Source organism: Sphingomonas sp. S6, from assembly GCF_043498045.1.
Lineage (GTDB): Bacteria > Pseudomonadota > Alphaproteobacteria > Sphingomonadales > Sphingomonadaceae > Sphingomonas.
In genome coordinates this window covers 25,510-52,004 of the sequence record NZ_JBIEOE010000015.1, presented here as the reverse complement: position 1 = coordinate 52,004, position 26,495 = coordinate 25,510, and the positions used below count along the sequence as shown (strand labels likewise).

Genomic DNA, 26,495 nt, shown 5'->3' with positions numbered 1-26,495 from the left:
TACAGATTTAAGATCCGACCGGATGGACCCAATCCAGCGGGCTTGTAGAGCCTGCTTTGAACGGGACCGAGGCCATCATGATCTGCAACCTGGATGACCTAGGCGATCATGTCGCGAAGATGAATGGGCGTCCGGAAGTGGCAAGCGGGTGAGAGGGTTTGAACGTCTGCTTCTGGGTCATCGCGGCGAAGGGGAGGGGCGGCAGCTCTCGCCCAATAGCGGACATTCGCACCGCTAAAGTCAGCGCATTAGCAGCTTCCATCGCAAAAATGCCGTCCGTCAATAAGCAGGGCCTCACTGACTTAGGTCAGTTGCTCCTTTGATGCTGGCATGCGTAACTTCGTCATGGGCAACGACGATGAGATCGCTCTTCTAAGGCGCCAATTGGAAGCCACCCAGGTCGCGCTACGCAAGAGCGAGACGCGAAATCGTCTCTTTCTCGAGGGCTTGGCTCAAGCAGTCTGGGAAACGGACGCCGCCGGGGCTGTCACCACCGATAGTCCGAGCTGGCGCGCCTATACTGGACAGACGGAAGAGGAGATGCTCGGCTACGGGTGGCTGAACGCCGTCCACCCCGACGATCGTGCCTATGCCGAGCGGCAGTGGCGGGAAGCCGTGGCCGAGGAGCGGTCGGCTAGCGCAGAGTTTCGAGTAAGCGCACCCGGCGGCGGCTGGCGGTGGACCAACGATCGCGCCGTGCCGTTGCGTGACGAGGGAGGCAAGATCGCGGGCTGGATAGGCGTCAACCTTGACATCGATGCCCGTAAACGCGTCGAGGAGGCGCTGCGGAAAAGCGAGGAGCGGTTCCGCACGATGGCGGACAATGCTCCGGTACTGATCTGGGAAACCGATCAGAAAGGGGCGACATCAGTCAACCGGCACTATACCGATTTTTTTGGCGTAAACGCTGACGAGATCGTCCGGATGGGTTGGACCAATTTCGTGCATCCCGACGACGCGCAAGGCTATCTGGATGCTTATTCCGAGGCATACCGACAGCGGACCGCCTATGTTCATGAATGTCGGTGCCTACGTGCAGACGGTCAATGGCGCTGGCTGCGCAGCAGTGGCGGCCCCATAGCGGAGGACCGCTTCGTCGGCTGCTCCCTCGATGTCACAGACCTGCTCAATGCCCAGCGAACGCTGCGCGAAAATGAAGAGCGACAGGCGTTCCTGCTACAGCTTTCTGACGCGGTTCGCCCGTTGGCCGATCCCGGAGACGTGCAGGGTGAAGCCACCCGGCGGCTGCGCAGCGAATTGAGTGCGGGTTGGTGCTACTACGTCAATTGGGAATTTCACCGACGCATCGGCCTCGTGCTTCGCGACAGCGCGAGAGAGGGTCTGCCGTCGCTGTCTGGCACGCATGACGTGTCCGACGCACCCGAGTTCCTCCAGCTCTTGGCCGAAGGCGATGTGCTGAACGTCCCCGACTATGCCAGCTACGAAAAGCTACCCCAGCGCATCCGTCGAAACTTCGAAGCTTCAGGGTTCCGTTCGATGATGGTCGCTCCACTCGTCAAGAACGGCCGGCTGATCGCATCGCTGATCGTTGGCGACACGGACGTTCGAAGCTGGTCCGATAACGAAACATCGCTCCTGATCGACGTCGCGGAGCGCACCTGGGCCGCTATCGAGCGCGCGCGTGCCGAGGCTGAGCAGCGCGTGCTATCTGAGCGCCAACTGGTGCTCGTCGCCGAGCTTCAGCACCGGACGCGCAACATCTTGGCAGTGGTGCGCTCGCTGGCGGACAGGACGGTGCGGGCAAGTGCCGGCCTTGACGACTTCCGCGACAGGTTTCGCGACCGTCTGAATGCACTGGTTCGCGTTCAGGGGCTCTTATCGCGGCTGCATGAGCATGACCGGGTCACCTTCGACGAGCTGATCGAGACCGAGCTGGACGCCTTGGCCTGCGGAGACGGTCGGGTGCGGCTGAACGGGCCCAAGGGAGTGCGGCTCCGATCCTCGATGGTACAGACGCTGGCGATGGCACTGCACGAGCTGGCGACCAACGCCATCAAGTACGGCGCACTGGCTCAAGCCGGAGGACAGCTTGACGTTATCTGGCACGTTAGCCGCGAGGACAGCGTCGATAAAGCGCGGCTTCACATTGACTGGCGCGAGAGCGGCGTCCAGATGCCGCCCAATGGATCGCAGCCGAGCGGCGGAGGACAGGGGCGCGAGCTGATCGAGAAGGCTTTGCCCTATCAGCTCAGGGCGCAGACGACTTACCAGATCGGCACGCGTGGGGTCCATTGCACCATCACGATCCCCGTCTCGACCATGCCCGAGCGAGGAGCGGACAATGCCTGACAAAACGCTCAAGAACTGCCGCGTGCTGGTCGTCGAGGACGAGTATATACTTGCCGACGACCTCTCGACTGAATTGGGCTTGGCCGGAGCGACTGTGCTCGGACCTGTCGGCACGGTGCCGGATGCAATAGCATTGCTCGACGAGGAGCATGTCGACGGCGCCATCCTCGACATAAATCTAGGCGGCGAGATGGTGTACGATGTTGCCGAGCAGATGATGGAGCGCGGCCTGCCGTTCGTGTTTGCGACAGGCTATGACGCCTCGGCGATCCCGCCGCGCTTTGCCCACGTCATTCTATGCGAGAAGCCGATCAGCATGAAGCGGGTGGCTCAGGCGATCGGGCGCGTAATGCACGACTAGGTGGACGCGAGAGGCGGGCTGGGGTCAAATGGAGCGGTTGGTTCGCCGCAACCGAGCCAAGCCGAAGCGTCCGCTTTCCCCATTTTCGGTCTTCATTCATCCTGAGAGGGCCGCAGTTTTGCTGCCAGGTTCAGATGAACGAACGGCGGAAGCTGGCAGACCGGAAGAGCGGGTCGGATGACCGCAATTGGGTCAATCGAAATCGCTGTGGGGCAAACAGGTGTCGACCTCAGTCACCATCGCGCCGGAAGCGGCTGAGGTGGAGCTTTGAAGTTTAGGAAACTGGTACGCCGCCCGTAACGGCGACGACGTTGCCAGACATGTAGCTACCCTCAGGGGACGCGAGCAGCACATATGCGGGAGCAAGCTCTCCCGGCTGCCCAGCCCGCCCCGTCGGCGTGTCTTGGCCGAGCGTTTCGAGTTCCTGCGGCGATTTGGCGATCGGCTGTATGGGGGGTCCAGATCGGGCCAGGCGCAACCGCATTCACGCGGATCCCGTTACTGGAAAGAAGGTTGGATAGTCCGACCGTAAGGCTCGATATTGCGCCTTTCGTGGCGGCGTAGACGATCATGGTCTTGCTCGCGACCTTGGCCTGCTCGCTAGTCGTGTTGATGATCGCAGAGCCCGGCTTCATGTGCGGCGCGGCTGCCTTCGCGAGGCGGATCATGGCGAAGACATTGGCGGCGAATGCGCCTTGCATCTCGTCGTCGTCAATGCTTTCCAGCCCTTCGTTCATGGTCTGAGCCGCGGCATTGTTGACGAGGACGTCGATGCCGCCGAACTCCGTGACCGTGCGGTCGACAATACTTGCGCAATGGTCCCGGTCACGAATGTCTCCCGGGAGCAACAGACAACGCCGTCCGGCTTTCTCGACCCAGGTCCGGGTCTCCTCAGCATCTGTTGGCTCGTCGGGGAGGTAGGATATAGCGACGTCTGCGCCTTCGCGAGCGTAGGCGATCGCCACTGCCCGCCCGATACCTGAGTCACCGCCGGTGATCAGTGCAACCCGATCCTTGAGCAGTCCCTTACCGACATAGCTGTCCTCGCCATGATTCGGCTTGGTTCGCATCTGTGTCGTGAGGCCCGGACGCGGCTGTTGCGGCTCGTTGGGAAAGCTTGTTGGATAGCGAATGTGTAAATCGTCGGTCATATCGGTTCCTGATGATGGAGAAGTCAGGAAACGGTCGATGAGCAGTTACGTGCCGAAGCAGCGGACGCCGCTCACCTGCACCGGGCCAACACAGCAAAGGTGAACGAACGTTCGATCTTGGGTGGTTGAAAAGTTGCTCGAGCGGCCGCTTTTGGGTCTACCGATAGGTGAAGCGGCTGGCGCGAACCATGTCCTCGATCCAGCTAGTGAGCAATACGGAATAGATCCGTTGATGTTTGGGATCGCGCATCGAATGCGTCGCGCCCGGAATGATGCGGTGGCTAAACGAGTTCGTCTGCCGGAACGCAGCCTGCATCGAGAGCAAGGCCTCACGTGGGATCTGCTCATCGCGCTCGGATTCGACGATCAGCACGTCGCCGCGATAGGCGGCGCAGGCTGACAGGGCACGGTCGGCGCCCCCCGCATGCGACTGCTGGCGATAGGCGCGTACCACCGCCTTGTCGAGCTTGGCCTTGGGCGTGTCCCATTGATCGTCCGGGTAGAGCGCGGGTACGCGCATCGCGAGCCATCGCACCGGCCGCCGCGCGGTGAGCAGCATCGCCAGATATCCCCCATAGCTTGTGCCGACGACGCCGATGGCGCTGCGATCGACCAGCGGTTGCGCGGCGAGATAATCGTATGCCGCCGTCACGTCATCAAGGCCGTCCTGCCGCGTCACTTCATCCTGGCGGGCATCGCTGCCGGCATGGCCGCGCAGGTCGAAGGTGAAGCAGACGCAGCCTAGCCGCGCCAATTCCTCGGCATGACCCAGATCCTCGTCCTGATCACCTCCCCAGCCGTGGATGAAGAGGAAACCAGGCACCGGCACTTCGGGGCGCAGCAACGTGCCAACGAGCGTCTGGTCGTCCACGTTGAGTGATACCGCGCCCTTGTCGATCGCACCCGGTTCGCTCATGCATATCTCATCGCATATTTGGTCATCGCCCCGACCACCGGATCGACGCCCCGATAATATACCGTCGCGCCGATGGGCGGAGTGACCATATCATAGACCTCGACCGTGGAGCAGCGCACCTGCATCGTGTCGGGCTCGGCGCCGAAAGCCTCGAATGCGGCGACCTCCGCTCCGCTCGCGCCACCCACCCGCCAAGATTGTTCCAGTACGCCGATCCGCCGGGTCCCTGCTGCGTCACTGCCCTCGATGACGTCGTAGTTCCGCCGCGTCAGGAGGATGTCGGGATAGGCGGCATGGGCTGCCGCGTCGAAGATCGCCGCGCACCGGATCGCCTGTGCAAGGCGATCGGGCAGATCGAGCGCTGCCAGCTCCGCAAAGCCGCCTCGCACGACGTGGAGATCGGTGCCGCCATAGACCTCGCGTCCCTTGTGGTCGGTGGTGAGCGTCTGCGTGCCCCAATAGCCGATGCTCTGATGTCCGAGTTGGACCACGCCGACGCTGTAGGTGACGACATCGATCAAATTTTCTTCCAGCACGATGCCGAATTCGGCGAGATCCGCGGCGTTCTCGCTGGCGAGCGCGGTGTCCAGGTGTTCCGCAGTGCGCACAACCTGCTGGCCGAGTCCCGCTTTGCCGCACACATCCTTGATGCGCACCGGACCCCTGGCAAGCAACAGGCGACCGGCCAGCGCCGCGTCGGCATGGCTGAAAGCGGTGTAGCCCGGCAGTGCCGCGTCTCCCAGCAGCCGACCCATATCGAACGACCAACGGGAAGGGCGTGCCGCCCCGTCGCTGACCAGGCCGTGGGAGATCGCCTTGGTGGCGACAAACGATGCAGGGACGACGCCACCCAACAGGCCGTGGCGATCGACGATGCCGGCGGCGCTGGCGACGCGTGCCTCCAACGCTTCGCCGGGCACAAGCAACACAGCGGCGAGCGAAGCTTGTTCGGCGTCCATGGGGTCGAGCAGGGGCTGATCAAGGATCGCCGCGATCCGTGCGAGCAGCGTCGCCCGAGACGCCCGATCATGGACGTTGCCGGCCGGCCGGACATGATCGATCAGCTCCGCGACGCCGCTGGTTTGCCATGGCAGCACAATAGGGACGCAGGACATGGCCGTCGCCACATCGCGAAGCTCGGGAACGCTGGGCATGCCGTTCACCTTGTCAGAGGAAAGGCCTCAACGGACCATCTCCGCGCCAGTTCACGGGGCTATCAACTATTTCGTGCGCCAACCTACGTGGGGAACAAATCGATACAGGAAAGCCCGCGTTTGCTGGCGCGTCCCGGCGCCCCTTGGTCCGCAGCATAGTAAGAGGATTGGTGCTGGACGTGCTCATAATCACAGAAATGCCGCCTGCGCGCGCATTAGAACGACGAAGCGCATTAGCCAGATGAACGAACGTCGGAAGCTTGGAAGCATCGAGGGCCACTAAGCGTCCGCAAATTGGGTCAACGCAGCGGGGCGCAGCGCCGCGCTCGTTCTGAGTGGTCGGCTGCGAGCACACTGGAGCCGTCAGGATCAATGGCCGGATCAAACCCAAATCATATGACCTGATTCCCGCGCATATGGAGCGATCTTCTTTTCCACAAAGCGAAATCCCCTTCCTCAAGGAACCCTGAGTCCGGGATCTTGCGACGACAAACTGGGCGTTTTGCTAACGCAAAGTGGAGGACGGGTTAACGCGCTGCAGGCAGTCACCGCTCTGTAGTGAAGGTCCCGAAATTTTTTTTACAAATGTGTTGCACCGCAACGCAAAGGCTGATTGACTATCATTTGTTTGGTGGGCCGCCAAACAGCGTTAGATAGTTTCACGCGTAACCGCGTATGCGCACAAGCGTTGCGGCTATTAGGTCAGGATGTTTGAGGTGTCGACCGCCGACGGGGCGGAACGCGTGGCAACTGCCGCGACGGGGGCACTCATATGGTAACACGCAGAAAGATGCTGGGTCGGCTCGGTCTTGTGGGCGGTCTTGGAGCGACTTTGGGGGCAATGCAGGCGCTTGGGCTCGCCGGCTCGGCCCAGGCTCAGGACATGAGTGGACTGACGCCAGCGCTTGGTAAGGGCCGACATGTCGTCATCCTTGGTGCTGGCATCGCCGGCCTGACCGCCGCTTATGAATTGGAGCAGGCAGGGTTCTTGGTGACTCTGCTCGAGGCGCGCAGGCGCGTTGGCGGTCGCGCTTGGACTGTTCGTAATGGCGACAAGATCGAGATGAACGGCGAGACGACGCAGATCGCACGATTCTCAGACGGGATATATTTCAATGCCGGTCCCGCACGCATTCCAAGCTTCCATCAAGGTCTGCTCGGCTACGCCAAGAAGTTCGGTGTACCGCTGGAGGTTGAGGTCAATTCGAGCCGCTCCGCCTATGTCATGGCGGACGATGGATCGAAGATCCGTATGCGCACTGCTATCAACGACATGCGCGGGCGTATTGCGGAACTGCTGGCGAAAGCGATCGGCAAGGGTTCGCTCGACACTGAGCTGACCGCTGTGGATCGTGACAAGCTCATGCCGTTCCTCAAGGCATACGGCGACCTCGGCGACGGCAACGTGTTCACAGGCACCGAACGATCGGGTTTTGGGACTTCGCCGGGGGCGGGCGTCACCTTCGCCTCACCATCGACCGCGATGCCCTTGGACCAATTGCTGGCCAACCAACGGTTGCCGATGACGCTTTTCGAAGACAACCTCTATATGCAGGCGACAATGTTCGAGCCAGTCGGCGGCATGGATCGTATCCATGCCGCCATGGACAATGCGCTGCGCCGCCCAGCCCTGCGTGGTGCCGAGGTGACGCGCATTCGGCAGCGGCCCAGCGATATTGAGATTGTCTATCGTGACACTGCAAGCGACGCAGTTGAGACGGTCGTGGCGGACTATATGATTTGCACAATCCCGTTCCCGGTACTGGCCGGCATCGACACCAACTTTTCGCCGAAGCTTAAGAAGACGATCGCGGGCGTCGTCTACGACTATTCTAACAAGGTCGCGTTCGAGAGCCCGAGATTTTGGGAGAAGGAGCAGATTTACGGCGGAATATCATTCGTAGGCGGACCAACGACGTTAGTGTGGTATCCCTCTGCTGGACTGCACACCGACCGCGGTATGCTGCTTGGATGCTATTCGTCTGGACCAACCGCCGCGGAGTTTCAGAAAAGGCCAATCGCCGAACAGATCGCGTTCAGCCAAGGCGTCGTCGAAAAACTACATCCCGGTCACGGCGCCGATCTCGTCAACGGCATCGCGGTCAATTGGCACAAGATCCCCTACAGCTTGGGGCCCTGGCCTGACTGGAACGCCGGCAGCGCGAACGGCAGGCAGGAGGGGCACATTGACACCGACGCCTTTCGCTTCCTTCAGGCTCCCGAAGGGCGCATCTACTTCGCCAGTGCGGCACTCAGCCAGACACCCGGCTGGCAGGAGGGAGGCATCCAGTCAGCGCGAGCGCAGGTTTTGGCCCTCGCCAGACGGGTAACCGCTCAGGCGCTGGTCACTTCTGGGGTCCGCGCGGCATGAGCTTGGCGGTGCCGACGCTCGTGCTCCGTTCCGCCGAACCAGGTGACGCGCCGGCGCTGGGCAGGCTGATCGAGCAATCGGCGCGGGCACTCAGCCGCACATACTATACAGCCGAGCAGATCGAGGCGGCCATCAGCCATGTTTTCGGCATCGACAGCCAATTGATTTCGGACGGTACGTATCTCATCGCGGAGCGCGATGGTTCACTCGCAGGGTGCGGCGGCTGGAGCAGACGCGGAACGCTATTCGGGAGCGACCACTTCCCCGGCCGCACGAGCGCCTTGCTTGATCCCGGCTTCGACGCGGCCCGAATCCGCGCCTTCTTCGTCTGCCCAAGTCATTCTCGGCGTGGGGTTGCCGCAGCACTGCTGGCGGCATCTGAAGGCGGAGCTCGGAACGCGGGTTTCCGCCGCACGACGCTCATGGCGACGTTGCCCGGCGAGCCCTTCTATTCGGCGCAAGGGTATCTAGCGGAGGGCGCGACCATGCAGGATTGCGGCGGGATCGAGGTACCCTTCATCGCGATGAGCAAGATGATTGTCAGTTAAGCGTCGTTCGGCCGCGACCTGATTCCGCAAGTTCGATCGATGTGTTCGACAGTTCGCAAAAACTAGAAATCGTGTGAGAAGTTTATCGGCAGTCACAATCGTCACGGACGCGCTTCCGAGGCCGATGCGTTATGTGCACAAAAAGGGCGCGGAGAGGATGGCGGGGCTAACCTGAACATAAGGGGGCAGTCCATGAATTTCGATTCGACCACTTCGCGAACCGCGATCGCAGTTACGCTCTTCATTGTTTCTACGAGCGTAGCCGAAGCCCAGACCACGCAATCTGCTTCCGCACTCGTGCTCACGCCGGTTGCTGCTTCGATCGCTACCGACCCGGTAGTCGATGGTCAGCAGGCGCTGGTTTCAGACGCGGCGCAGCAGGACGGCAGCGACATCATCGTCACTGGGACCCGGGCCACCGGCATCACGGCAGCCGAGAGTGCGGCTCCGATCAAGGTGCTGGACTCCGACACGCTCAGCCACGTGGGGCAGCCCAACCTCAACCAGGTGCTCACGCAGCTTGTGCCTTCTTTCACAGCGCAGGCCTTCGGCGGCGACACAGCCAATCTGACGTTGTCCGCGCGATTGCGCGGTCTCAGTCCAAACCACACCCTCGTGCTGGTCAACGGCAAGCGCCGCCATGGCACGGCCAACCTTGCCGTCCTCGGTGGACCATATCAGGGCGCTGCGACCGCCGATCTCGACCTGATCAGTCCATCGTCAATCAAGCGCATCGAGGTGTTGGAGGATGGGGCGGCCGCGCAGTACGGATCTGATGCGATCGCCGGCGTCATCAATATCATCTTGAAGGACGACAAGGAGGGCGGCGACGGCTACGTGACCGCGGGGCAGAACTACGACGTCGGTGGCGAAACCTACGCCGGCACACTCCACCTGGCGACCAAGGTCGGCGAAAGCGGCTACTTCAACGTCACTGCCTTCCATCGCTACCATGATTTCACAAGGGTTGGCGGACTCGATCGGCGCGTCACGGACGCTAGCGGAACGCTATTGCCGCTTTCGACACCGACAACCTACGGCATCAGTGCCATTCAGCGGCAATTATATCCTGGCATCGCCGGCTTTCCGTACGTCAACGCCATCAACGGTGATGCACAGTCGCGGCTGACCAACCTGCAATACAACACGGCATACGATTTCGGGGACGGAGAGGTGTATAGCTTCGGCACCTATTCGAAGCGGATCGCCAGCGCGAACGAGAACGTGCGGGTTCCGACCCGCGTGTCCCGAACGGTGGCCGGCGTCACCACCTACTTCGATCCCGAGGGGAACAACCCGGCGAATGGTTTCATCCCGCGCGAGAAGATCCGCGAGGACGACATGGCGTTCACCGGCGGCGTCCGCGGCATGCTGAGCGGATTCCACTACGATCTCTCAACGACGTTCGGTCAGGACAAGAACGAAATCTATACGGTGAATTCCGCCAACGCCTCGCTGTTTGCCGACACCGGCTTTACTCCGACCAGCTTCTACGACGGCTTTTTCAAGTCTACAGAATTTACCGTGAATGCCGACTTTACGCATGAAATAGATGCGGGATTGGCGGGGCCTATCAATCTTGCCTTCGGTGCGGAGTATCGCAAGAACGTTTATCAAATTGGCTCCGGCGACCCAGGATCGATCTATAAGGAGGGGGGTCAATCCTACCCGGGCTTCCGCCCTTCCGATGCCGGCATCAATGGCCGAAACTCGCAGGCTGCCTATGTCGACATTGCTGTCGACGCGATCGAGGGGCTTAAGCTCGACGTTGCAGGGCGCTATGAGCACTATTCCGATTTCGGCAGTAAATTCATCTACAAGGGCACTGGCCGCTACGACTTCTCCGACGCATTCGCGCTGCGAGGCACGTTCTCGACCGGCTTCCGTGCACCAACGCTTGCGGAATCGTATTATTCGGCGACCAACGTGTCCCCGACATCGGCCTTCGTGCAGCTGCCGGCCAATTCCGCTGCCGCGAAGCTCATCGGCTTCCAGAACCTGAAGCCTGAGAAATCGACCAACTACTCGCTCGGCACCGTCATCCGCCCGATCGATAGGCTGACGATCACGCTCGACGCCTACCAGGTGAAGATCCGGGATCGCATCCTGGGCACTGGCTCCATCTTCGGCAGCGGCGGAGCGGTCAATTTTCCTATCGTGACGCGCGCGATCGTTGCCAATGGCAACGTGCTTGATCCGACCGTCAGCCAGACGGGCATCAACATCTTCACCAACGGCGCTGATACACGCACCCGTGGCGTCGATCTCGTCGTCAGCTACGCCACCGACTTCGGCGATTACGGCAAGGCGAACTGGACGATATCCGGCAACTACAATGAAACCAAGCTCACCAACCTGATTGCCGCGCCCGCGACGCTGACCAACCCGCGCACCGGGACGGTGATCCCGCTGTTCGACCTCGGCGCACAGGCAAATATCGAGACGGCGTCCCCAAGGGTGAAGGTGATCTCGTCGGTGCTTTACACGCTGGACAAGTTCTCGGCGACGCTGCGCGGCACGGTCTACGGCAAGTCGTCCGCGCAGCTGACGCCGGACGGCGGGACCTATTACAAGCAGACGATTGGAACCGCCTTTATCGGCGATATCGAGCTGAATTACGACATTAGCCCTGAGCTTCAGCTCACCGTGGGTGCGAACAACGTCTTCAACAAACGCCCCCCGACCGTTCCGCTGGTGCCGGGTACCACGAACCTCACTTTGGTGAACGGCGGCAACGTGCTGGATGCGCCGCTGACGTTCAGCCCCTACGGCATCAATGGAGGCTATTACTACGCCCGGATCAACGTGTCCTTCTGAAGCACTGGAGATTCAACATCATGCGTCTTGCACCCCTCGGCTACGCCGCGATCGGCCTCGCGGCATTGACTGCGCAAGCGAACGCCCAAAGCGTTGTAAAACATCCCAACTCGACCCCTGGGTTGATCCTCCAATCAGTGACGGTGAAGTCCGGAGCTTCGACGCTATACCTCAGCGGACAGCTCGCGGCCCCGCTCGAACCTGCCAAAAACGTCCCTACTGCCGAACTGACAATCGCCGACTTCGGCGATACCAAGACGCAGACCGCGAGCATCCTCAACAAGATCAAGGGCATTCTTGCCGAGCACGGTTACACGATGGCCGACGTGGTCAAGCTCACGGTGTTCGTCGCAGGTGATCCCAAGCTAGGCGGAAAAATGGATTTTGCGGGCATGAACGAGGGCTTTAAGCAGTTTTTCGGCACGGCAGATAATCCTGGCACTGTCGCCCGCTCGACCGTCCAGGTCGCCGCACTCGCGGGTCCCGCGTTCCTTGTCGAGATTGAAGCCACGGCAGCCAAGTAGGCGCCGTCGTCGGCGGCACGCATTCGCACCGCGTGCCGCTGATGCGGTCTTCTGAGAATTTGGGGCGGTGCTCGAGATCGGCACTGGGCGTCAGGATAGGCACGGCAAAGGTCAATCGCCATGTCGTGGGCAGTGTGATGACGGGCGCGCATCAACTTTCAGGTTGAAGACCGCACTGCTGCGCAGGTGACCGCGATCCATATGCCCCCTCTGTCAACTGCAAAACCTGCCTAATACACCTCACGCAGTTGGCGGTATTCAGCGAGTATTGGCAAGCCAAACGAAAAAGCGGCTTGGTGACCTCTGCACAGAACCAAGCGCCACCTTACCGGACGGTCGGCATTGTCATGTGCCCCTCGCAGCTCCTCAAAAAGCCAGTCGAATATCACTGTGCGTTTTCGTTCACCGGTCTCTTGTGAGATGAACGAATGGCGGAAGATGGGAGGCGGTGAGGGCGACATGAACGTCTTGTTGTGGGTCAAGTGTACTGAATGCGCTCAGTACGCCTCGGCATCGACGTGCTGACTGAATCAGCGACTTTGGGGTGATCTAATGTCCGAAAGGTTCAAGCGTCCTACCGCAGCTAAGCGGTATAGCCTGAGTCCGCACAAGGGGACGTTTCATGGCCAGCATCGCACATCCGGCACGGGGGCGCAGGGACGAGAATTCCTTTTTCGTCCGATCAGCGCTGGTCATGGCGACGATCACTTTCATTGGGTTCGCAAGCAACTTCGTGCTTGGACGGGTGCATGCGTCGGCACTGCCGCTTCACGTGCATCTCCATGCGCTGCTCTTCGCCACCTGGATGGCGCTCTACGTCGCTCAAACTATGTTGGCCAACCGTGCGGCCATGCGACTTCACCGCCGCCTAGGCTGGGCGGCAACGGCACTCGCCGCGATCCTGGTGCCGCTTGGCATAGCCGTTACCCTGATCGCGATCCGGCGTCATTCGGTGCCCTTTTTCTTCCCTGTTCCAGTGTTCCTTGCGATCAACGTTTTCGGCCTCCTCGGCTTTAGCGGCCTTTTCGCTGCGGCGATCATGATGCGCCGGCGCCGCGAATGGCATCCGCGGCTGATGGTGTGCGCAGCCGCCATGCTGTCTGCGCCGGCCTTTGGTCGACTCTTGCCGATGCCGCTGTTGGGAAATTGGGGGCCGCTGGCGATCACAATAGCCGTGCTTGCATACCCGGTGGCAGGCATGGTTCATGATCGCAATTCGCGGGGCGGGGTGCACCGCGCATGGTGGGTCGGGGCCTGCGTCATCGCGATCGTCCAACTCACGGCAGGACCGCTCGCATTCAGCTCTGCCTTCCAATCGATATCGGAGACGATCGCCAGCGGATGAATCAGGTCTGGGCTATGCGAGCCCACGCCGGGAAGAACAGGGTCGGTGCTGCCCCCGTCAGTTCGGCGCATTCTCGCGTGAAGTGCGCCTGATCGGCATAGCCCGCGGCGTACGCCAGGTCCGTCCAGCGCGCTTCCGGCCGAACCTGACGCGCCTGAAGGATGGTGTTTAAACGGATCGTGCGCGCATACAGTTTGGCAGGAAGTCCTATCTGGCGGATAAAGCGGCGCGAAAATTGTCGCTCGCTGAGTCCGGCCCAACTGGCAAGTCGATCGATACGCACCTGCCCGCCGAACCGCAGCAGGAGCCGGGCTGCGATGTCGATCTGATCCGGACGTCCTCCACCTCCGCTCCAGCGTCGCAGCCAATCTTCCGCCGCGACCACTCGTCCCTCGAAGTCGGAGGCGCGTAGAACGCCGTCGCGCAGTTCGGCGGTGAGCGGACCCAGGACATCAACCAAGTCGACGCCTCGGTTCGCGAGCTCGGCCATGTTGATCCCGCAAAGCCGATGAAGAGTGCCGGGGCGAAGGCGGATGGAGAAGGCACGGATCTCGCCGGCAAGGAGCAGACGCACATGGCCTCGGCCGTGGGGGCCGACCAGTGACACCTCGGGTGAGATCTCCGCTGCGCCACCATCGTGCGAGACCCGATAACGGTCCGCACAATAGATCTCAATGAACTGATCCGGACGAGCAGGAAGTGGATGGGTCAGCGTCTCTCCGGCAAAGGCGGCCGATCGTTCCTCGTAGCAGCTCGCGAGATGCCTGAGCGGTGCAGAAGTAAGGCGACGACGGGGAACCATCTGGGATTCGAATCATGTCCTTCGGAGTCCGCAATGCCTAATACCAAGACCCGGCGGTCAGGCTAACCTTCGTTGGCTTGCTGAACGAATGGCTGAAGTGCGAAAGCTGCAAGGAAGCAGCGAATGACCATATCTGGGTCGTCACAGACTACCCTGCTGCGTGTAACCTGATCTTAGGTGATATCAGCCTTTTAACGAGCTCCGCCTTCGTCGGTCATCTGAGAGGGCATCCAAAGCCCAGAAGGGGAGAGGCGTGATACATGACAGGAATCGGGTCACCCGATTAGATCCCTGAAGGGTCAGGAGGATACTAAAGAAGCGCAGTAACGAGGACGAAGAAGCAGCAAATCGCGGTGAGGATTGCAAAACGTCGCCAACCGCCAGCAGGCGTGCTGAAGATGGCAAATCGGCGTCTATCGACCATCAAGGATTTGCCGCCTGTGCTGCGCACCCCTCAGAGCCGTCGGCGACGATCAATGGCACACTATGACCGCATTCGGGCGTTCGCACGGCCTCGCCGATCAAGAGAAGGGTGGGGTCGTCATCGCTGATCGTCTGGACCAGAAAGGCGAGCGCCGACAGCCGGCCACGGATGCATCGTTCCTGTGGCAGCGACGCGTTGACGACGATCAGCACGGGAGTCGCGGGCGCGCGGCCCGCAGCGATCAGTCGCGTTGCGACCTCGCCGGCGGCCGCACGGCCCATGTAGACCGCGAGCGTGCCGTTCGGCCGGGCGAGCGCGGGCCAGTCCAGATCGATCGTGTCGCCCTGGCGCGCATGGGCGGTGACGAAGGTCAGGGAACGCGCCAACCCGCGCAGCGTCAGCGAGATGCCGCTCGACGCGGCGGCGGCGCTGGCCGCCGTGATGCCGGGACAGATGTGGACGGGGACGCCCTGCGCCGTCAGATGTGCCACTTCCTCCGCGGAGCGGCCGAAGATCGACGGGTCGCCGCCCTTTAACCGGACCACCCGCAGCCCGGCCCTCGCCGCCGCCAGGATCAGGTCGTTGATCGAACCTTGGGCCTTGGAATGACGTCCCGATCGCTTTCCGACGGAGACGCGCTCGGCGGTCGCGGAAGCCAGCGCCAGCACGCCGGGGCCGACAAGGGCGTCGTAGAAGACGACGTCCGCGGCGGCGATCAGCCGCTCGGCCTTGCGCGTCAGCAAGTCGGGGTCGCCGGGTCCCGCGCCGACGAGCCACACGGTGCCGGGGGCGAAGTCAACGGACGACGGCATCGGCGATCTCCTGATGGTCGCTCACGAGGCGAGCGAGAGCGGGGCGGCACGAGCCGCAATTGGTGCCGGCGCCGAGCGCGCGGCCGATCGCGCCGACATCGGTCAGCCGCTGCTGCGCGATCGCGTTGACGATGATCGTCAGGCCGACATCGAAGCAGGCGCAGACGATCGGGCCGCGGTCTACCTGCGCGCCGGGCGCGCGGCCCGCGAGCAGGGTCGGCCCGGCAGGCTCGCCCAGTTGCTGGATCAGCCAGTCGCGCGGCGGCAGCGATCCGTCGCGGGCGAGGAAGAGACAGGCGGCGAGGCGCCCCTGATCCAGCACGGCGGCGCGCCACGCGCCACGCCCGCGGTCGTGCGTCTCGACCCGCTGGCCGGCGGGGAGCAGCCCCTCCAGCACGGTGGTGTCGTCATCGCCGGCAAGCTCGATCATCCAGCCCATCGGCACTGCCACGCGCGTCGCCCAGGCGACGCCGGGCAACGCAGGCGGTGCATCGGCGCGGACGATCGCGAAGGCGCGCCATGCGGTGGCGACAAAAGCGATGGCGGCCGGGGTCGCCTTGAAGCCTGGCTGTCCCGAATGCGGGTCCGCGAGTGGACGCGGCAGCAATCCGGTGCGCCCGCCGGTCGCGGTGCGATCGGTCCAGTGGATCGGCACGAACAGCTCGCCGGGGCGCTGCCCTTCGCTCAGCGCGACGCGATAGAGGCTGGAGCCCTGCGGCGTCGATACGCGCGCGAGGCCGCCGTCGGTCAGCGCGAGCGCGGCGGCGTCGGCGGGGTGGACTTCCACTAAAGGCTCCTCGCGGTGGCGGGCCAGTTTCGGGCTCAGTCCGGTGCGGGTCATCGTGTGCCATTGGTCGCGATAGCGGCCGGTGTTGAGCGTCATCGGCCATTGCGCGAGCGGCGCGGCGATCGGTGCCTGCTGCGTCGGGACCAGCCGCGCGCGACCGGTAGGCGTGGGGTAGCGCCCGTCGGCGAAGGGGATTCCGCCCCAGCGAGACGGCGTCATCGTCTCATAGGCGGCGTTAGCGGTCGCCGCATGGCCGGGCAGCGCGAACAGCCGCTCGCCCGTATTGCCGTACAGCGACAGGCGCGCATGTTCGCGCCAGATATCGGCCGGGCGATCGTAGGGGAAATGCGCCGCCCAACCCATGCGCCGGGCGACTTCGCCGACGATCCACCAGTCGGGCTTCGCCTCGCCGGGCAGCGGCAGCACCGCGCGCTGGCGGCTGATCGTGCGGTCGGAGTTGGTGACGGTGCCGTCCTTTTCGCCCCAGGCGGCGGCGGGCAGGCGGACGTGCGCGTGTACGCTGGTGTCGGTCCGCGCGATGACGTCGGAGACGACGACGAAGGGGCAGGCGGCCAGCGCCTCGCGCACGCGTGTGGCGTCGGGCATCGAGACGGCGGGGTTGGTCGCCATCACCCACAACGCCTTGATCCGGCCTTCGCCGAGCGCGCGGAACAGGTCGACCGCCTTCAACCCCGGCTTGGTCGCCATGTTGGGCGCCGCCCAAAAGCGACCGACGCGCGCGACATTCTCCGGCGCGAAATCCATGTGCGCGGCGAGCGTCGTCGCGAGGCCGCCGACCTCGCGCCCACCCATCGCGTTCGGCTGTCCGGTGATCGAGAAGGGCGCGGCGCCCGGCTTGCCGATCCGGCCGGTCGCGAGATGGACGTTGAGGATCGCGTTGACCTGATCGGTGCCGCGCAGCGACTGGTTGATTCCCTGGCTAAATAGCGTGACGGTGCGCGGGGTGGCGGCGAACAGATCGAAGAAGCGGTTGAGGTCGGCGGGCGGCACGTCGCAGGTGCGCGCCGTGGACCACAGGTCGCCATCGCGCTCGATTACGTCCCAGAAGCCGTCCGGCACGTCGAGCGGCGCATCGTCGGTCAGGCCGGCGCGGCGGCAATGCGCGAGCAGGCCGTTCATCAGCGCGACGTCGCTGCCCGGCCGGATGGCGAGGTGCAGATCCGCACCTTCCGCCGTCTCGGTGCGGCGCGGGTCGATCACCACCAGCCGGGTGCCCCGCGCCTCGCGCGCGGCCATGATCCGTTGATAGACGATCGGGTGGCACCAGGCTGTGTTCGATCCGACGAGCACGATCAGGTCGGCGGCGTCGATATCGTCGTAGCTCGCCGGCACGATATCCTCGCCGAACGCGCGGATATGCCCGGCGACCGCGCTCGACATGCACAGCCGCGAGTTGGTGTCGATGTTCGCAGAGCCGATGAATCCCTTCATCAGCTTGTTGGCGACGTAATAATCCTCGGTCAGCAATTGGCCCGAGACGTAGAAGGCGACGCTGTTCGGCCCGTGCCGCGCGATCGTGTCGCGAAAGCGCTTGGCGACGAGATCGAGTGCCTTGTCCCAACTCGCCGTGCGGTCGCCGATCATCGGGGTCAGCAGCCGCCCTTCGAGACTCACCGTCTCGCCCAGATGCGTGCCTTTGGAACATAGCCGGCCGCGGTTGGCGGGATGGTCTGGATCGCCCTCGATGGCGACCGTCCGTTCGCCGGTCCGCGTCGCCACGATGCCGCAGCCGACCCCGCAATAGGGGCAGGTGGTGCGGACCGGCTCCCCCATCTCAGGCGGCATCCGCGAGGGGCAGGGTGCGGGCGAGCAGGATCCGTGTCCCCTCGCGCCGCACCGCCAGCGTCGGCGTGCAGCCGCTGTCGTCGCCCTGCGCCTGACCGTTCGCCAGCGCGATCTTCCAATTGTGCAGCGGGCACGCCACCGCATGGCCGTGAACGATGCCCTGGCTCAGTGGCCCGCCCTTGTGCGGGCAGCGGTCGACCAGCGCGAAGACGTGATCGTCTACCGTGCGGAATACCGCGACGGGGGTGCCGTCGAGCGTCAGCGTGCGGGCGCCCTGCGCGGGAATGTCGGCCAGCGTGCCGATGTCGAGCCAGTCCTGCATGATCGTCTCCGTCATTCTGCCGCGACCAGCAGCGGCTGGTAGAAATGTGCGTCCTCGCCCGCGGCACGCTTTTGCCACGGGTCGTCCTGCATGAAGCGCTGCGAGAAGCGGAAGCGTTCGGCGAGCGCGGGGATCGCGTCGGGATCGTCGAGCAGGCTCGCCTTGATGTGGTCGAGGCCAACCCGCTCGATCCAGGGCGCGGTGCGTTCGAGGTAGCGTGCCTCCTCGCGGTAGAGCTGGACGAAGGCGGCACAGACCTCCATTGCCTCCGCCTCGGTCGCGACCTTGCAGAGGAAGTCGGTCGCGCGGACCTTGATCCCGCCGTTGCCGCCGACGTGGAGCTCGTACCCTGAATCGACGCAGACGATCCCGAAATCCTTGATGGTCGCCTCGGCGCAATTGCGGGGGCAGCCCGACACCGCGATCTTGAACTTGTGGGGCATCCACGACCCCCAGGTCATCTGCTCGATCTTGACGCCGAGGCCGGTCGAATCCTGCGTGCCGAAGCGGCACCATTCGGACCCGACGCAGGTCTTCACCGTGCGCAACGACTTGCCGTAGGCGTGGCCGCTGACCATCCCGGCGGCGTTCAGGTCGGCCCAGACGGCGGGCAAATCCTCCTTCCTGATCCCGAAGATGTCGAGCCGCTGGCCGCCCGTCACCTTGACCATCGGCGCGTTGTACTTGTCGACCACGTCTGCGATCGCACGCAGTTCGCGCGGCGACGTCAGCCCGCCCCACATCCGCGGCACGACCGAATAGGTGCCGTCCTTCTGGATGTTGGCGTGCATCCGTTCGTTGACGAAGCGGCTCTGCTGGTCGTCCTTATACTCGCCGGGAAGCGCGCACAGCAGGTAGTAATTGAGCGCCGGGCGGCAGGCGGAGCAGCCGTCGGGGGTCGACCAGTGCAGCTTGTGCATCACTTCGGGGATCGAGCGCATGTCCTGCGCGACGATCTCGCGTCGAACGTCGTCGTGGCCGAAGCTGGTGCATTTGCACATCGTCTTGACCGTGCGCTCGCCGCCGTAATCCTCGCCCAGCGTGATCGATAGCAACTGCTCGACGAGGCCGGTGCAGGACCCGCACGAGGCGGACGCCTTGCAAATCGATCGCACCGCGTCAAGGCTGACCGCCCCGTCGACGATCGCCTGGCAGACCTTGCCCTTGGAAACGCCGTTGCAGCCGCAGATCTCGGCATCGTCCGAGAGCGCCGCAACGGCCGCCTTAGGGTCCGCCTGCCCCCCTCCCGAGGCGAAGGTCTGGCCGAAGATCAGCACGTCGCGGATGGCCGAAACGTCCTCGCCCTTCTTCAGCAGGTCGAAATACCAGCTGCCGTCCGCGGTATCGCCGTAGAGCACCGCGCCGACGATGCGGTCGCCCTTCACTACGACGCGCTTGTAGACGCCGCGGCTGGCGTCGCGCAGGACGATGTCCTCGGCCCCGTCGCCGCCCGCGAAATCGCCCGCGGAGAAGACGTCGATCCCCGATACCTTGAGCTTGGTCGACGTCACCGAGCCGCGATAGCCGCTGTGCCGGTCGACGAGGCCGTCGGCGAGGCTGCGGCACATGTCCCATAGCGGCGCGACGAGGCCGTAGACCTGGCCGTCATGCTCGACGCATTCGCCGACCGCGAGCACGTCGGAATCGGACGTGACCATATGGTCGTCGACCTTGATCCCGCGGCCGACGTCGAGCCCGGCGGCGCGGGCGAGCGCGGTGGCGGGGCGGATGCCGACCGCCATGACGACCAGGCTGGCGGGGATCAGCGTGCCATCGGCGAGGCGGACGCCCTCGACTTGGCCGTCGCCGACGATCTCGGCGGTATTGGCCTCGGTCAGGATCACCTGCCCGCGTGCCTCCAGCGCGGTCTTGAGCAGCCAGCCGGCAGATTCGTCGAGCTGCCTCTCCATCAGCGTCTTGGAGAGATGAATCACCGTCACCTTCATGCCGCGCAGTGACAGGCCGTGCGCCGCCTCCAGCCCCAGCAGCCCGCCGCCGATCACCACCGCGCTGCCGCCCTTATCCGCGGCGGCGAGCATATGGTCGACGTCCTTCATGTCGCGGAAGGTGATGACGCCGGGCAGGTCCCTGCCCGGCACCGGGATGATGAACGGGTCGGAGCCGGTGGCGAGCAGCAGCTTGTCGTAGCTGACGCTGCGCCCCGACCGTGCGGTGACTGTCTTCGCAGCCCGGTCGATCGTGTCGACCGGGTCGCCCGCGATCAACTCGATGGCGTTGTCGGCGTACCAGTCGTGGCCGTTGATGACGATCTCGTCGAACGTCTTCTCGCCCGCCAGCACCGGGGACAGCATGATGCGGTTGTAGTTCACATGCGGTTCGGCGCCGAAGATCGTGACGCGGTAACGGCCGGGATCGCGCGCGATCAGTTCCTCGACCGCGCGGCATCCGGCCATGCCGTTGCCGACGACGACCAGATGCTGGCGCGGGCGCATGCCCGCACCGCCATCCGGCGATGCCTCTGGGGCGGTCTGTGCGAAGCCTTCGAAATCCATGTGCTCAATGCTCCGGAAACAGAAAAGGCCGCCATGCGGACGCTGGTGAACCCAGCGCCTGCATGGCGGCCTTGCCATCATCGTGATCGGTGGCGGACAGGCCGCGACCGGGGCGATGCGCCGGCCGGCTCCATCATTGGAGCGGCCGACCTATGGTCGACGGGCTTCGTCGCCCGATCGGGTAGAAGGATGCCGTGATTCGCCGCGACCCGCAAGAGCCTTTTCGCAGGCGCAGCATCTTCACAGCGTCCAGTCGACCTGCGCCCAGACCTTGCTGGTATCGACCGCGAACAGGTCGGCGCGATAATCGGCGTAGCGGAGCGAAACGGCGGTGCGTCCTACCTTGGCCGAGGCGATCAGATCCCATTCGTCGCCGTAATGGCGGACCATCCGGTCGCTTTCGAAGCGGTGATAGGTCGCCTGCAGCGTCACGACGCCAAGCTTGGGTCCGGCCTGCACGCCATAGCCGACACTGCCGTACAGGTCGCGCACGCCGTCGGGCGGGGTGGTCAGGAACTTGTCCGCCCAGCCCTGAAACTTGAAGGCGGTGGCGAGCGGGGTCTGGAACGACGTCAGCGCCACGCCGCGATCGGCACCCAGCACCTCGTAACCGGCGCCCAGCCTCAGCGCGGACAGCGCCAATCCCACATCGACCAGATAATAATCCGCCTGATAGCGGTTGGGATTGCCGTGCCAGTCCTGCTGGCGCGCGTAGCTCGCCTGATAGCTGAGCTTCGCGACCTTCGAGAGGGCGTAGGCACCGGAGAAGCGTGCGCCATAGGTCTGGCTCGACAGGCGGAACCCCTGCACCGCGGCCTCGTCCTGATCGACCAGATAGGCGAAGCCAGTGAGCGTGCCGAGGTCGGTCTTGTACCCGATATTAGCGAACATATTGTCGCCCGACACCGACTGCTGCCGCGCCCCGCGGCCGTCGATGCCCCAGATCGTCCGCTGCGCCCAGGCATAGGTGAGGTCCAGCTTCAACCGCGGCGTCGGCGTGATCTCGGCCCGGACGGCATCGAAGGTCTGGCCGTTGTCGCGAAAGGCAATGGCGCCGACGAACCGTTCGTCGTCCAGCGCGATCCGCTGCCGTCCGGCGGTGAGCGCGAGCCCCTTGCCGGCATAGCGGACTTGCGCGCGATACAGGGCGATACTCTGCGGATCGGCGACCAGTGGCCGGGTCTGTATGCCGTTCAGCCCGTCGAAATAGCGGTCGACGACCGCCAGCGTACCCTGTCCCTCGACCAGCGCGGAGAGGCCGCCGGATTTCGCCTCCAGCCCCGTGCGCAGCCGGACGGTCAGCGCGTCGGCGTCCTGCGCGATGCCGTCCTGCGTGACATGTTCGTAACGCGTGCGGGCGTCGATCAGCGGCGTCAGCGTGACGGATTGGGCGCATGCCGGCCCGGCGGCGGCCAGTGCGGCCGCCGTTGCGATCAGTTTCTGCATGAATTCCCCCCTGAAACGGGCGGGCGGCGTGTGAATCGCCACACGCCCCGATGCGATCAGATCCGCACGCCGTCTGCGGCGCCCCAGGTCCGCCGCCACTTGCCCTTGACGAGGGTCAGGCCGCCGAGTGCGACGAGCGCGAGTGCGGCGAAGATCAGGAAACCGGGCGCGAAGCTGCCGGTCCACTGCTTGGCGAGGCCGAGCGAGGAGGCGAGGTAGAACCCGCCGATGCCGCCGGCCATGCCGACCAGCCCGGTCATCACGCCGATCTCCGCCGCGAACCGCTGCGGCACCAGCTGGAACACCGCGCCGTTGCCGGTGCCGAGCGCCAGCATCGCGACGACGAAGAGCAGCAGCGCGAGAGCCAGCGTCGGCGCCTGACCGACCCCGGCGAGTGCGAGCGCAGCGACGACGAACACGCCGGTCAACGTTTTCACCCCGCCGATCTTGTCCGCCAGCGCGCCGCCCATCGGCCGGACCAACGATCCGGCGAAGACGCAGCCCCCGGTGCAATAGCCCGCGGTGATCGTGGTGAGGCCGAATCGGTCGGTGAAATAGATCGGCAGGCTGGCGGCCAGTCCGACGAAGCCGCCGAAGGTGACGGCGTAGAAGCCCATCAGCCACCAGGAATCCGCCTGTCGCAACGGCTGGAGATATTCCGCGAAGCTCTTGGGCGCGGGGCGGCCCGGTGCGTCCTTTGCCATCATCATATAGGCGATGAAGACGAGGGAGAGGGGAATGCAGGCGAGGCCCAGAACGGCATTCCATCCGAACAGCTTGGCGAGCGTCGGCGCGAACAGCGCGGCGAGCACGGTGCCCGAATTGCCCATGCCGGCAAGGCCCATCGCCTTGCCCTGATGCTCGGGCGGATACCAGCGGCTGGCGAGCGGCAGGGCGATGGCGAAGCTGGCGCCGGCAAAGCCCAGGATCACGCCGAGCGCGACGGTGCCGCCGAAGCTGTCGACACCCAGAACCCAGGCGGACAGCAGCCCGCCGATGACGATGATCTGGCTGATCGCGCCCGCGCGCTTCGGACCGATCCGGTCGACCAGCAGGCCGTTGACGACGCGCAGCACCGCGCCCGCGAGCGTCGGCGTCGCGACCATGAAGCCTTTTTCGGCCGGGGTCAGCGCCAGCGCCTTGGCGATGTCCGGCGCCAGCGGCCCGAGCAGCACCCAGACCATGAAGGCGAGGTCGAAATACAGGAATGCGGCGATCAGCGTCGGCGTGTGCCCGCTCGACCAGAAGCCGGTGTCGGCCTTGGCGGGGCTGTCCTTCCAATATGCGGTGGCCATCGGATGTCTCCGTCGGAAAAGGGGTCCTGCTCGCACGACAAACGCCACCGGCCGCCCCTTCCGAAACGAAAGGGCGGTCAGCGGCTTTGCTGGCGAAATCGATTGGGAACACCCGCCCGCGCTGGCGGGGCATCCCGGCTGACTCCCGCGGCATCGCGGGTCAGATGCGAAAGCTGATCGAAGTCCGATCGTTTCGCAAGTGAAAAATTTCAGGCGTCGGAACCGCCCGCGCGATATCGGCTGAGATAGCCCGCGACGTCCGCCGGGTCGAACACCGCCCCGTCGAAGAACCGGTCGGGCCCGAGCGTCAGCGCACCACGATGCCCGCCCACTGCCATCGGCTGCGTCACCGCGCCCTCCAGCTTCAGGCTGGCGCCCGGCATCGGCTCGCCCGTCTCGCCCAGCGCGCGGCGGTACACGTCGGAGCGGAATACCTCCGCAGCCTGGCGCTCATGCTCCGGGCTGGCGCCGATCATGCCCCATCGAACGAGCTGCGAATAGATCCACAAGGCCTGGCTGCGCCACGGAAAACCCGCCGCCTCGCGATGGAACAGCAAGGCATCGGGCACGTCGACGGCGCTCCGGTCGGCGCGCAGGACGAGCCGCCCCGACAGCGCGGGCAGGATATGCGCCGCCGGCTGGCCAACATAGTCGTCGCGGGCGAGCAGCACGGCCAATTCGTTGCGGTTCGCCGGATCGTCGCACCAGGCGGCGGCGGCGGCGAGCGCCTGGAGCAGGCGGTCGACCGTGTCGGCGTTCGCCTCCATCCAGTCACGCCGCAGCGCCAGCACCTTTTCCACGCCGCGCTGCCAGATGCGCGGGCCCAGCGCCACGGTTTCGGCCAAGCCGCCGGCCACCGCGACGCTGCCATAGGGCTCGCCCGCGGTGAAACCGTCGATCTCGCCGGTGCGCAGCGCCTCCACCATCAGCGACGGCGGCAGCACGCGCAGAGCCACGTCGCGATCGGCGTCGATCCCCGCATAGCCCAGCCAATAGCGCAGCATCAGCGCATGACTGGAAAAGCGATGGACCACGCCGATCACCGGCTTGTGATGATACAGCCCGATCGCGGCGGCGAAATCGTGCGCGGTGCCGAGCGCATCGGCGGAGCGCCGCGCGACATCTGGGTCGAGCGCGGCGGCGAAGCGGTTCGCCATCACCAACGTATTGCCGTTGACGTTCAGCTTGAACGGCGCGGCCAGCGCCGCGGGATGCTGGCTCAGCCCCAGCGTCACCGCGATGGCGAGTGGCGCGAGCATATGCGCGGCCTGCACCTGCCCGAACACCAGCCGGTCGCGCACCGTCGCCCAGGACGTGGTGCGCACCAGCATCAGGTCGATGTCGCGATCGGCGGCAAAGCCCTTCTCCCGCGCGGCGACCAGCACCGCGCTGTCGGTCAGCGGCAGGAAGGCGATCGACAGCGGCGTCATGCGCCGCCGCCCAGCAGGCCGGAGGCGGTAATCAGCGCTTCGGCGACGTCGACGATGCGGCGGTTCTGGTTCATCGCGGTCGAGCGCAGCAGCGCATAGGCATCGGGCTCCGACAGGGTGCGGCTGGTCATCAGGATGGTTTTCGCCTTGTCGATGGTCTTGCGGTCGGCGAGCGCGGTGGTCGCTTCGTCGAGCGCGGTCTGCATGCGGGCGAAGGCGTTGAAGCGGCGGATGGCGAGGTCGATGATCGGCTTCACCCGTTCCTTGCGCAGTCCGTCGACGACATAGGCGGAGACGCCGGCGTCGATCGCGGCGCCGATCATCGCCTCGTCCGACCGGTCGACGAACATTGCGATCGGGCGCGCAAGCGCGCGGCTGACGACCAGCATCTCCTCCAGCGTGTCGCGGCTGGGATCGCCCAGGTCCATAAGCACGACGTCGGGCGCCATCCGCTCCAGCCGGGCGACGAAGGCGCCTCGTGGCGGCACGACATGGATGTCGTCATAGCCCGCCTCGCGCAGCCCCTCCTCCAGGACGGTCGCGCGCAGACCCGTGTCGTCGATGATCACGATGCGCAGGATCTTATCCTCCCGATCGCCACTCTGATTGCTGCATCTGCGAACGTCAAACTGCGATCGAGCAGACGTCGTGATTGCGGAGCGACGCTCGAGCGCCTTCGTCACGTTGCGTCATGCTGCTGACGTGCCCCCAAAGCTCTACCAGCCATTACACGATTCCGGGGTTGGTGTTGAGGGTCCCCTGGCTTATCATCCAGTTTGAGAGTGAGTTTCCGGCGTTCATTCGGCCGCGATGTTAGCCGCGGCAGCAGCATATTCGACCGGCGTCAGCCAGCCAAGCGAGGTGTGAGGGCGGCTCTCATTGTAGTTCCGCCGCCAGGCCTCGATCCTGGCCCGCGCGCCTTCGAAGGACAGAAACCAGTGTGTTCAGGTGCTCGTCCCGCGGGCGACCGTGGTCATCCCAATTCTAGCCAATTCCACCATCGCCGGTCGAGGTGTCGGCGAACATGAATGGATGTCCGAAGTTGGGGAGCGCGAAATGACCGCTGAATGTCGTGTTGTGGGTCTTCTCGTCGGCGGAAAACCACATATGATCGTCCGATTGGGCGCACGTTACTGGGAGAAACTACCAAGCCCTCGATGCACTTCCCACTCGTTGCGCAGCCGCCTGTTCAACCTCGTTCAGATCGGCTTGCGTCATGACGCCGGCTGCCATCATCTTTCTCATCAGTTCGTCGACCAGCGCAGCCAGGAAGTGAACTTCGGCACGCTCAGAACCGGTGTCCTCACCATCAGCATTTACGTCCATCCGTTACGGTCCCCGTCCAGCAAGCAAGAACGTCA

General features: G+C 64.3%; 19 protein-coding genes and 2 pseudogenes. 7 read left to right on the top strand and 14 right to left on the bottom strand.

Annotation, left to right across the window (positions count from 1 at the left end):
* The first annotated feature begins 330 nt into the window (after positions 1-330).
* Both ACGVWT_RS16390 and ACGVWT_RS16385 read left to right on the top strand, forming a co-directional pair.
* The gene (locus ACGVWT_RS16390) at positions 331-2,310 is read left to right on the top strand and encodes a PAS domain S-box protein (RefSeq protein ID WP_394427300.1); all 1,980 of its coding nucleotides are present in this window, start codon (positions 331-333) and stop codon (positions 2,308-2,310) included.
* Positions 2,303-2,671, top strand: a complete 369-nt coding sequence (locus ACGVWT_RS16385) for a response regulator (RefSeq protein ID WP_394427297.1) — start codon at positions 2,303-2,305, stop codon at positions 2,669-2,671. The genes ACGVWT_RS16390 and ACGVWT_RS16385 overlap by 8 nt, the downstream gene beginning before the upstream one ends.
* A gap of 274 nt (positions 2,672-2,945) precedes the next feature.
* Here ACGVWT_RS16385 and ACGVWT_RS16380 read toward each other — a convergent pair.
* The 3 genes and pseudogenes from ACGVWT_RS16380 to ACGVWT_RS16370 form a co-directional block, all read right to left on the bottom strand.
* Positions 2,946-3,822 (bottom strand): annotated as a pseudogene (locus ACGVWT_RS16380) (SDR family oxidoreductase).
* Between the two features lie 157 nt (positions 3,823-3,979).
* Complete coding sequence (locus ACGVWT_RS16375; protein ID WP_394427294.1) at positions 3,980-4,738, bottom strand: S9 family peptidase; 759 nt, start codon at positions 4,736-4,738, stop codon at positions 3,980-3,982.
* On the bottom strand, positions 4,735-5,892 hold the full coding sequence (locus ACGVWT_RS16370; protein ID WP_394427336.1) for a DUF3182 family protein: 1,158 nt from the start codon (positions 5,890-5,892) through the stop codon (positions 4,735-4,737). Before ACGVWT_RS16370 ends, ACGVWT_RS16375 begins: the two co-directional genes overlap by 4 nt.
* A gap of 772 nt (positions 5,893-6,664) precedes the next feature.
* Between ACGVWT_RS16370 and ACGVWT_RS16365 the strand changes: the two genes are divergently transcribed.
* From ACGVWT_RS16365 to ACGVWT_RS16345, 5 genes are all read left to right on the top strand, one after another.
* Positions 6,665-8,263, top strand: a complete 1,599-nt coding sequence (locus tag ACGVWT_RS16365; RefSeq protein WP_394427291.1) for a flavin monoamine oxidase family protein — start codon at positions 6,665-6,667, stop codon at positions 8,261-8,263.
* Positions 8,260-8,811, top strand: coding sequence for a GNAT family N-acetyltransferase (locus ACGVWT_RS16360; protein ID WP_315462539.1), 552 nt, complete (start codon positions 8,260-8,262; stop codon positions 8,809-8,811). Before ACGVWT_RS16365 ends, ACGVWT_RS16360 begins: the two co-directional genes overlap by 4 nt.
* A gap of 192 nt (positions 8,812-9,003) precedes the next feature.
* Complete coding sequence (locus ACGVWT_RS16355) at positions 9,004-11,628, top strand: TonB-dependent siderophore receptor (RefSeq protein WP_315462540.1); 2,625 nt, start codon at positions 9,004-9,006, stop codon at positions 11,626-11,628.
* Positions 11,629-11,648: 20 nt separating this feature from the next.
* Complete coding sequence (locus tag ACGVWT_RS16350; protein ID WP_315462541.1) at positions 11,649-12,152, top strand: RidA family protein; 504 nt, start codon at positions 11,649-11,651, stop codon at positions 12,150-12,152.
* Between the two features lie 622 nt (positions 12,153-12,774).
* Positions 12,775-13,497, top strand: a complete 723-nt coding sequence (locus ACGVWT_RS16345; RefSeq protein WP_315462542.1) for a hypothetical protein — start codon at positions 12,775-12,777, stop codon at positions 13,495-13,497.
* 1 nt (position 13,498) lies between these two features.
* On the opposite strand, the gene ACGVWT_RS16340 is transcribed toward ACGVWT_RS16345, so the two are convergent.
* From ACGVWT_RS16340 to ACGVWT_RS16290, 11 genes and pseudogenes are all read right to left on the bottom strand, one after another.
* Positions 13,499-14,299 carry an AraC family transcriptional regulator gene (locus tag ACGVWT_RS16340; RefSeq protein ID WP_315462543.1) on the bottom strand — a complete coding sequence of 267 codons (801 nt, stop codon included), beginning with the start codon at positions 14,297-14,299 and terminating at the stop codon, positions 13,499-13,501.
* A gap of 423 nt (positions 14,300-14,722) precedes the next feature.
* A complete protein-coding gene (gene cobA / locus ACGVWT_RS16335; protein WP_315462544.1) occupies positions 14,723-15,535 on the bottom strand; it encodes a uroporphyrinogen-III C-methyltransferase in 813 nt (270 codons plus the stop codon).
* Complete coding sequence (locus ACGVWT_RS16330) at positions 15,519-18,116, bottom strand: nitrate reductase (RefSeq protein WP_315462545.1); 2,598 nt, start codon at positions 18,114-18,116, stop codon at positions 15,519-15,521. Before ACGVWT_RS16330 ends, cobA begins: the two co-directional genes overlap by 17 nt.
* A 1-nt stretch (position 18,117) precedes the next feature.
* Positions 18,118-18,450 carry a nitrite reductase small subunit NirD gene (gene nirD / locus ACGVWT_RS16325; RefSeq protein WP_315462689.1) on the bottom strand — a complete coding sequence of 111 codons (333 nt, stop codon included), beginning with the start codon at positions 18,448-18,450 and terminating at the stop codon, positions 18,118-18,120.
* A gap of 11 nt (positions 18,451-18,461) precedes the next feature.
* Positions 18,462-20,903 carry a nitrite reductase large subunit NirB gene (nirB, locus tag ACGVWT_RS16320; protein WP_315462690.1) on the bottom strand — a complete coding sequence of 814 codons (2,442 nt, stop codon included), beginning with the start codon at positions 20,901-20,903 and terminating at the stop codon, positions 18,462-18,464.
* A 300-nt stretch (positions 20,904-21,203) separates the two neighbouring features.
* Entirely contained in the window at positions 21,204-22,409 is a 1,206-nt protein-coding gene (locus tag ACGVWT_RS16315) for an alginate export family protein (RefSeq protein ID WP_315462546.1), read from the bottom strand.
* A 56-nt stretch (positions 22,410-22,465) separates the two neighbouring features.
* Positions 22,466-23,704 carry a NarK/NasA family nitrate transporter gene (locus ACGVWT_RS16310; protein WP_315462547.1) on the bottom strand — a complete coding sequence of 413 codons (1,239 nt, stop codon included), beginning with the start codon at positions 23,702-23,704 and terminating at the stop codon, positions 22,466-22,468.
* A 209-nt stretch (positions 23,705-23,913) separates the two neighbouring features.
* Positions 23,914-25,134, bottom strand: a complete 1,221-nt coding sequence (locus ACGVWT_RS16305; protein WP_315462548.1) for a CmpA/NrtA family ABC transporter substrate-binding protein — start codon at positions 25,132-25,134, stop codon at positions 23,914-23,916.
* Positions 25,131-25,712: an ANTAR domain-containing response regulator gene (locus ACGVWT_RS16300; RefSeq protein WP_315462691.1), complete on the bottom strand. Its 582-nt coding sequence runs from the start codon at positions 25,710-25,712 to the stop codon at positions 25,131-25,133. Before ACGVWT_RS16300 ends, ACGVWT_RS16305 begins: the two co-directional genes overlap by 4 nt.
* A gap of 219 nt (positions 25,713-25,931) precedes the next feature.
* A pseudogene (locus tag ACGVWT_RS16295) lies at positions 25,932-26,106 on the bottom strand (integrase core domain-containing protein); the annotation flags it as partial.
* Positions 26,107-26,277: 171 nt separating this feature from the next.
* On the bottom strand, positions 26,278-26,460 hold the full coding sequence (locus ACGVWT_RS16290; RefSeq protein WP_315462549.1) for a hypothetical protein: 183 nt from the start codon (positions 26,458-26,460) through the stop codon (positions 26,278-26,280).
* Positions 26,461-26,495: the final 35 nt, after the last annotated feature.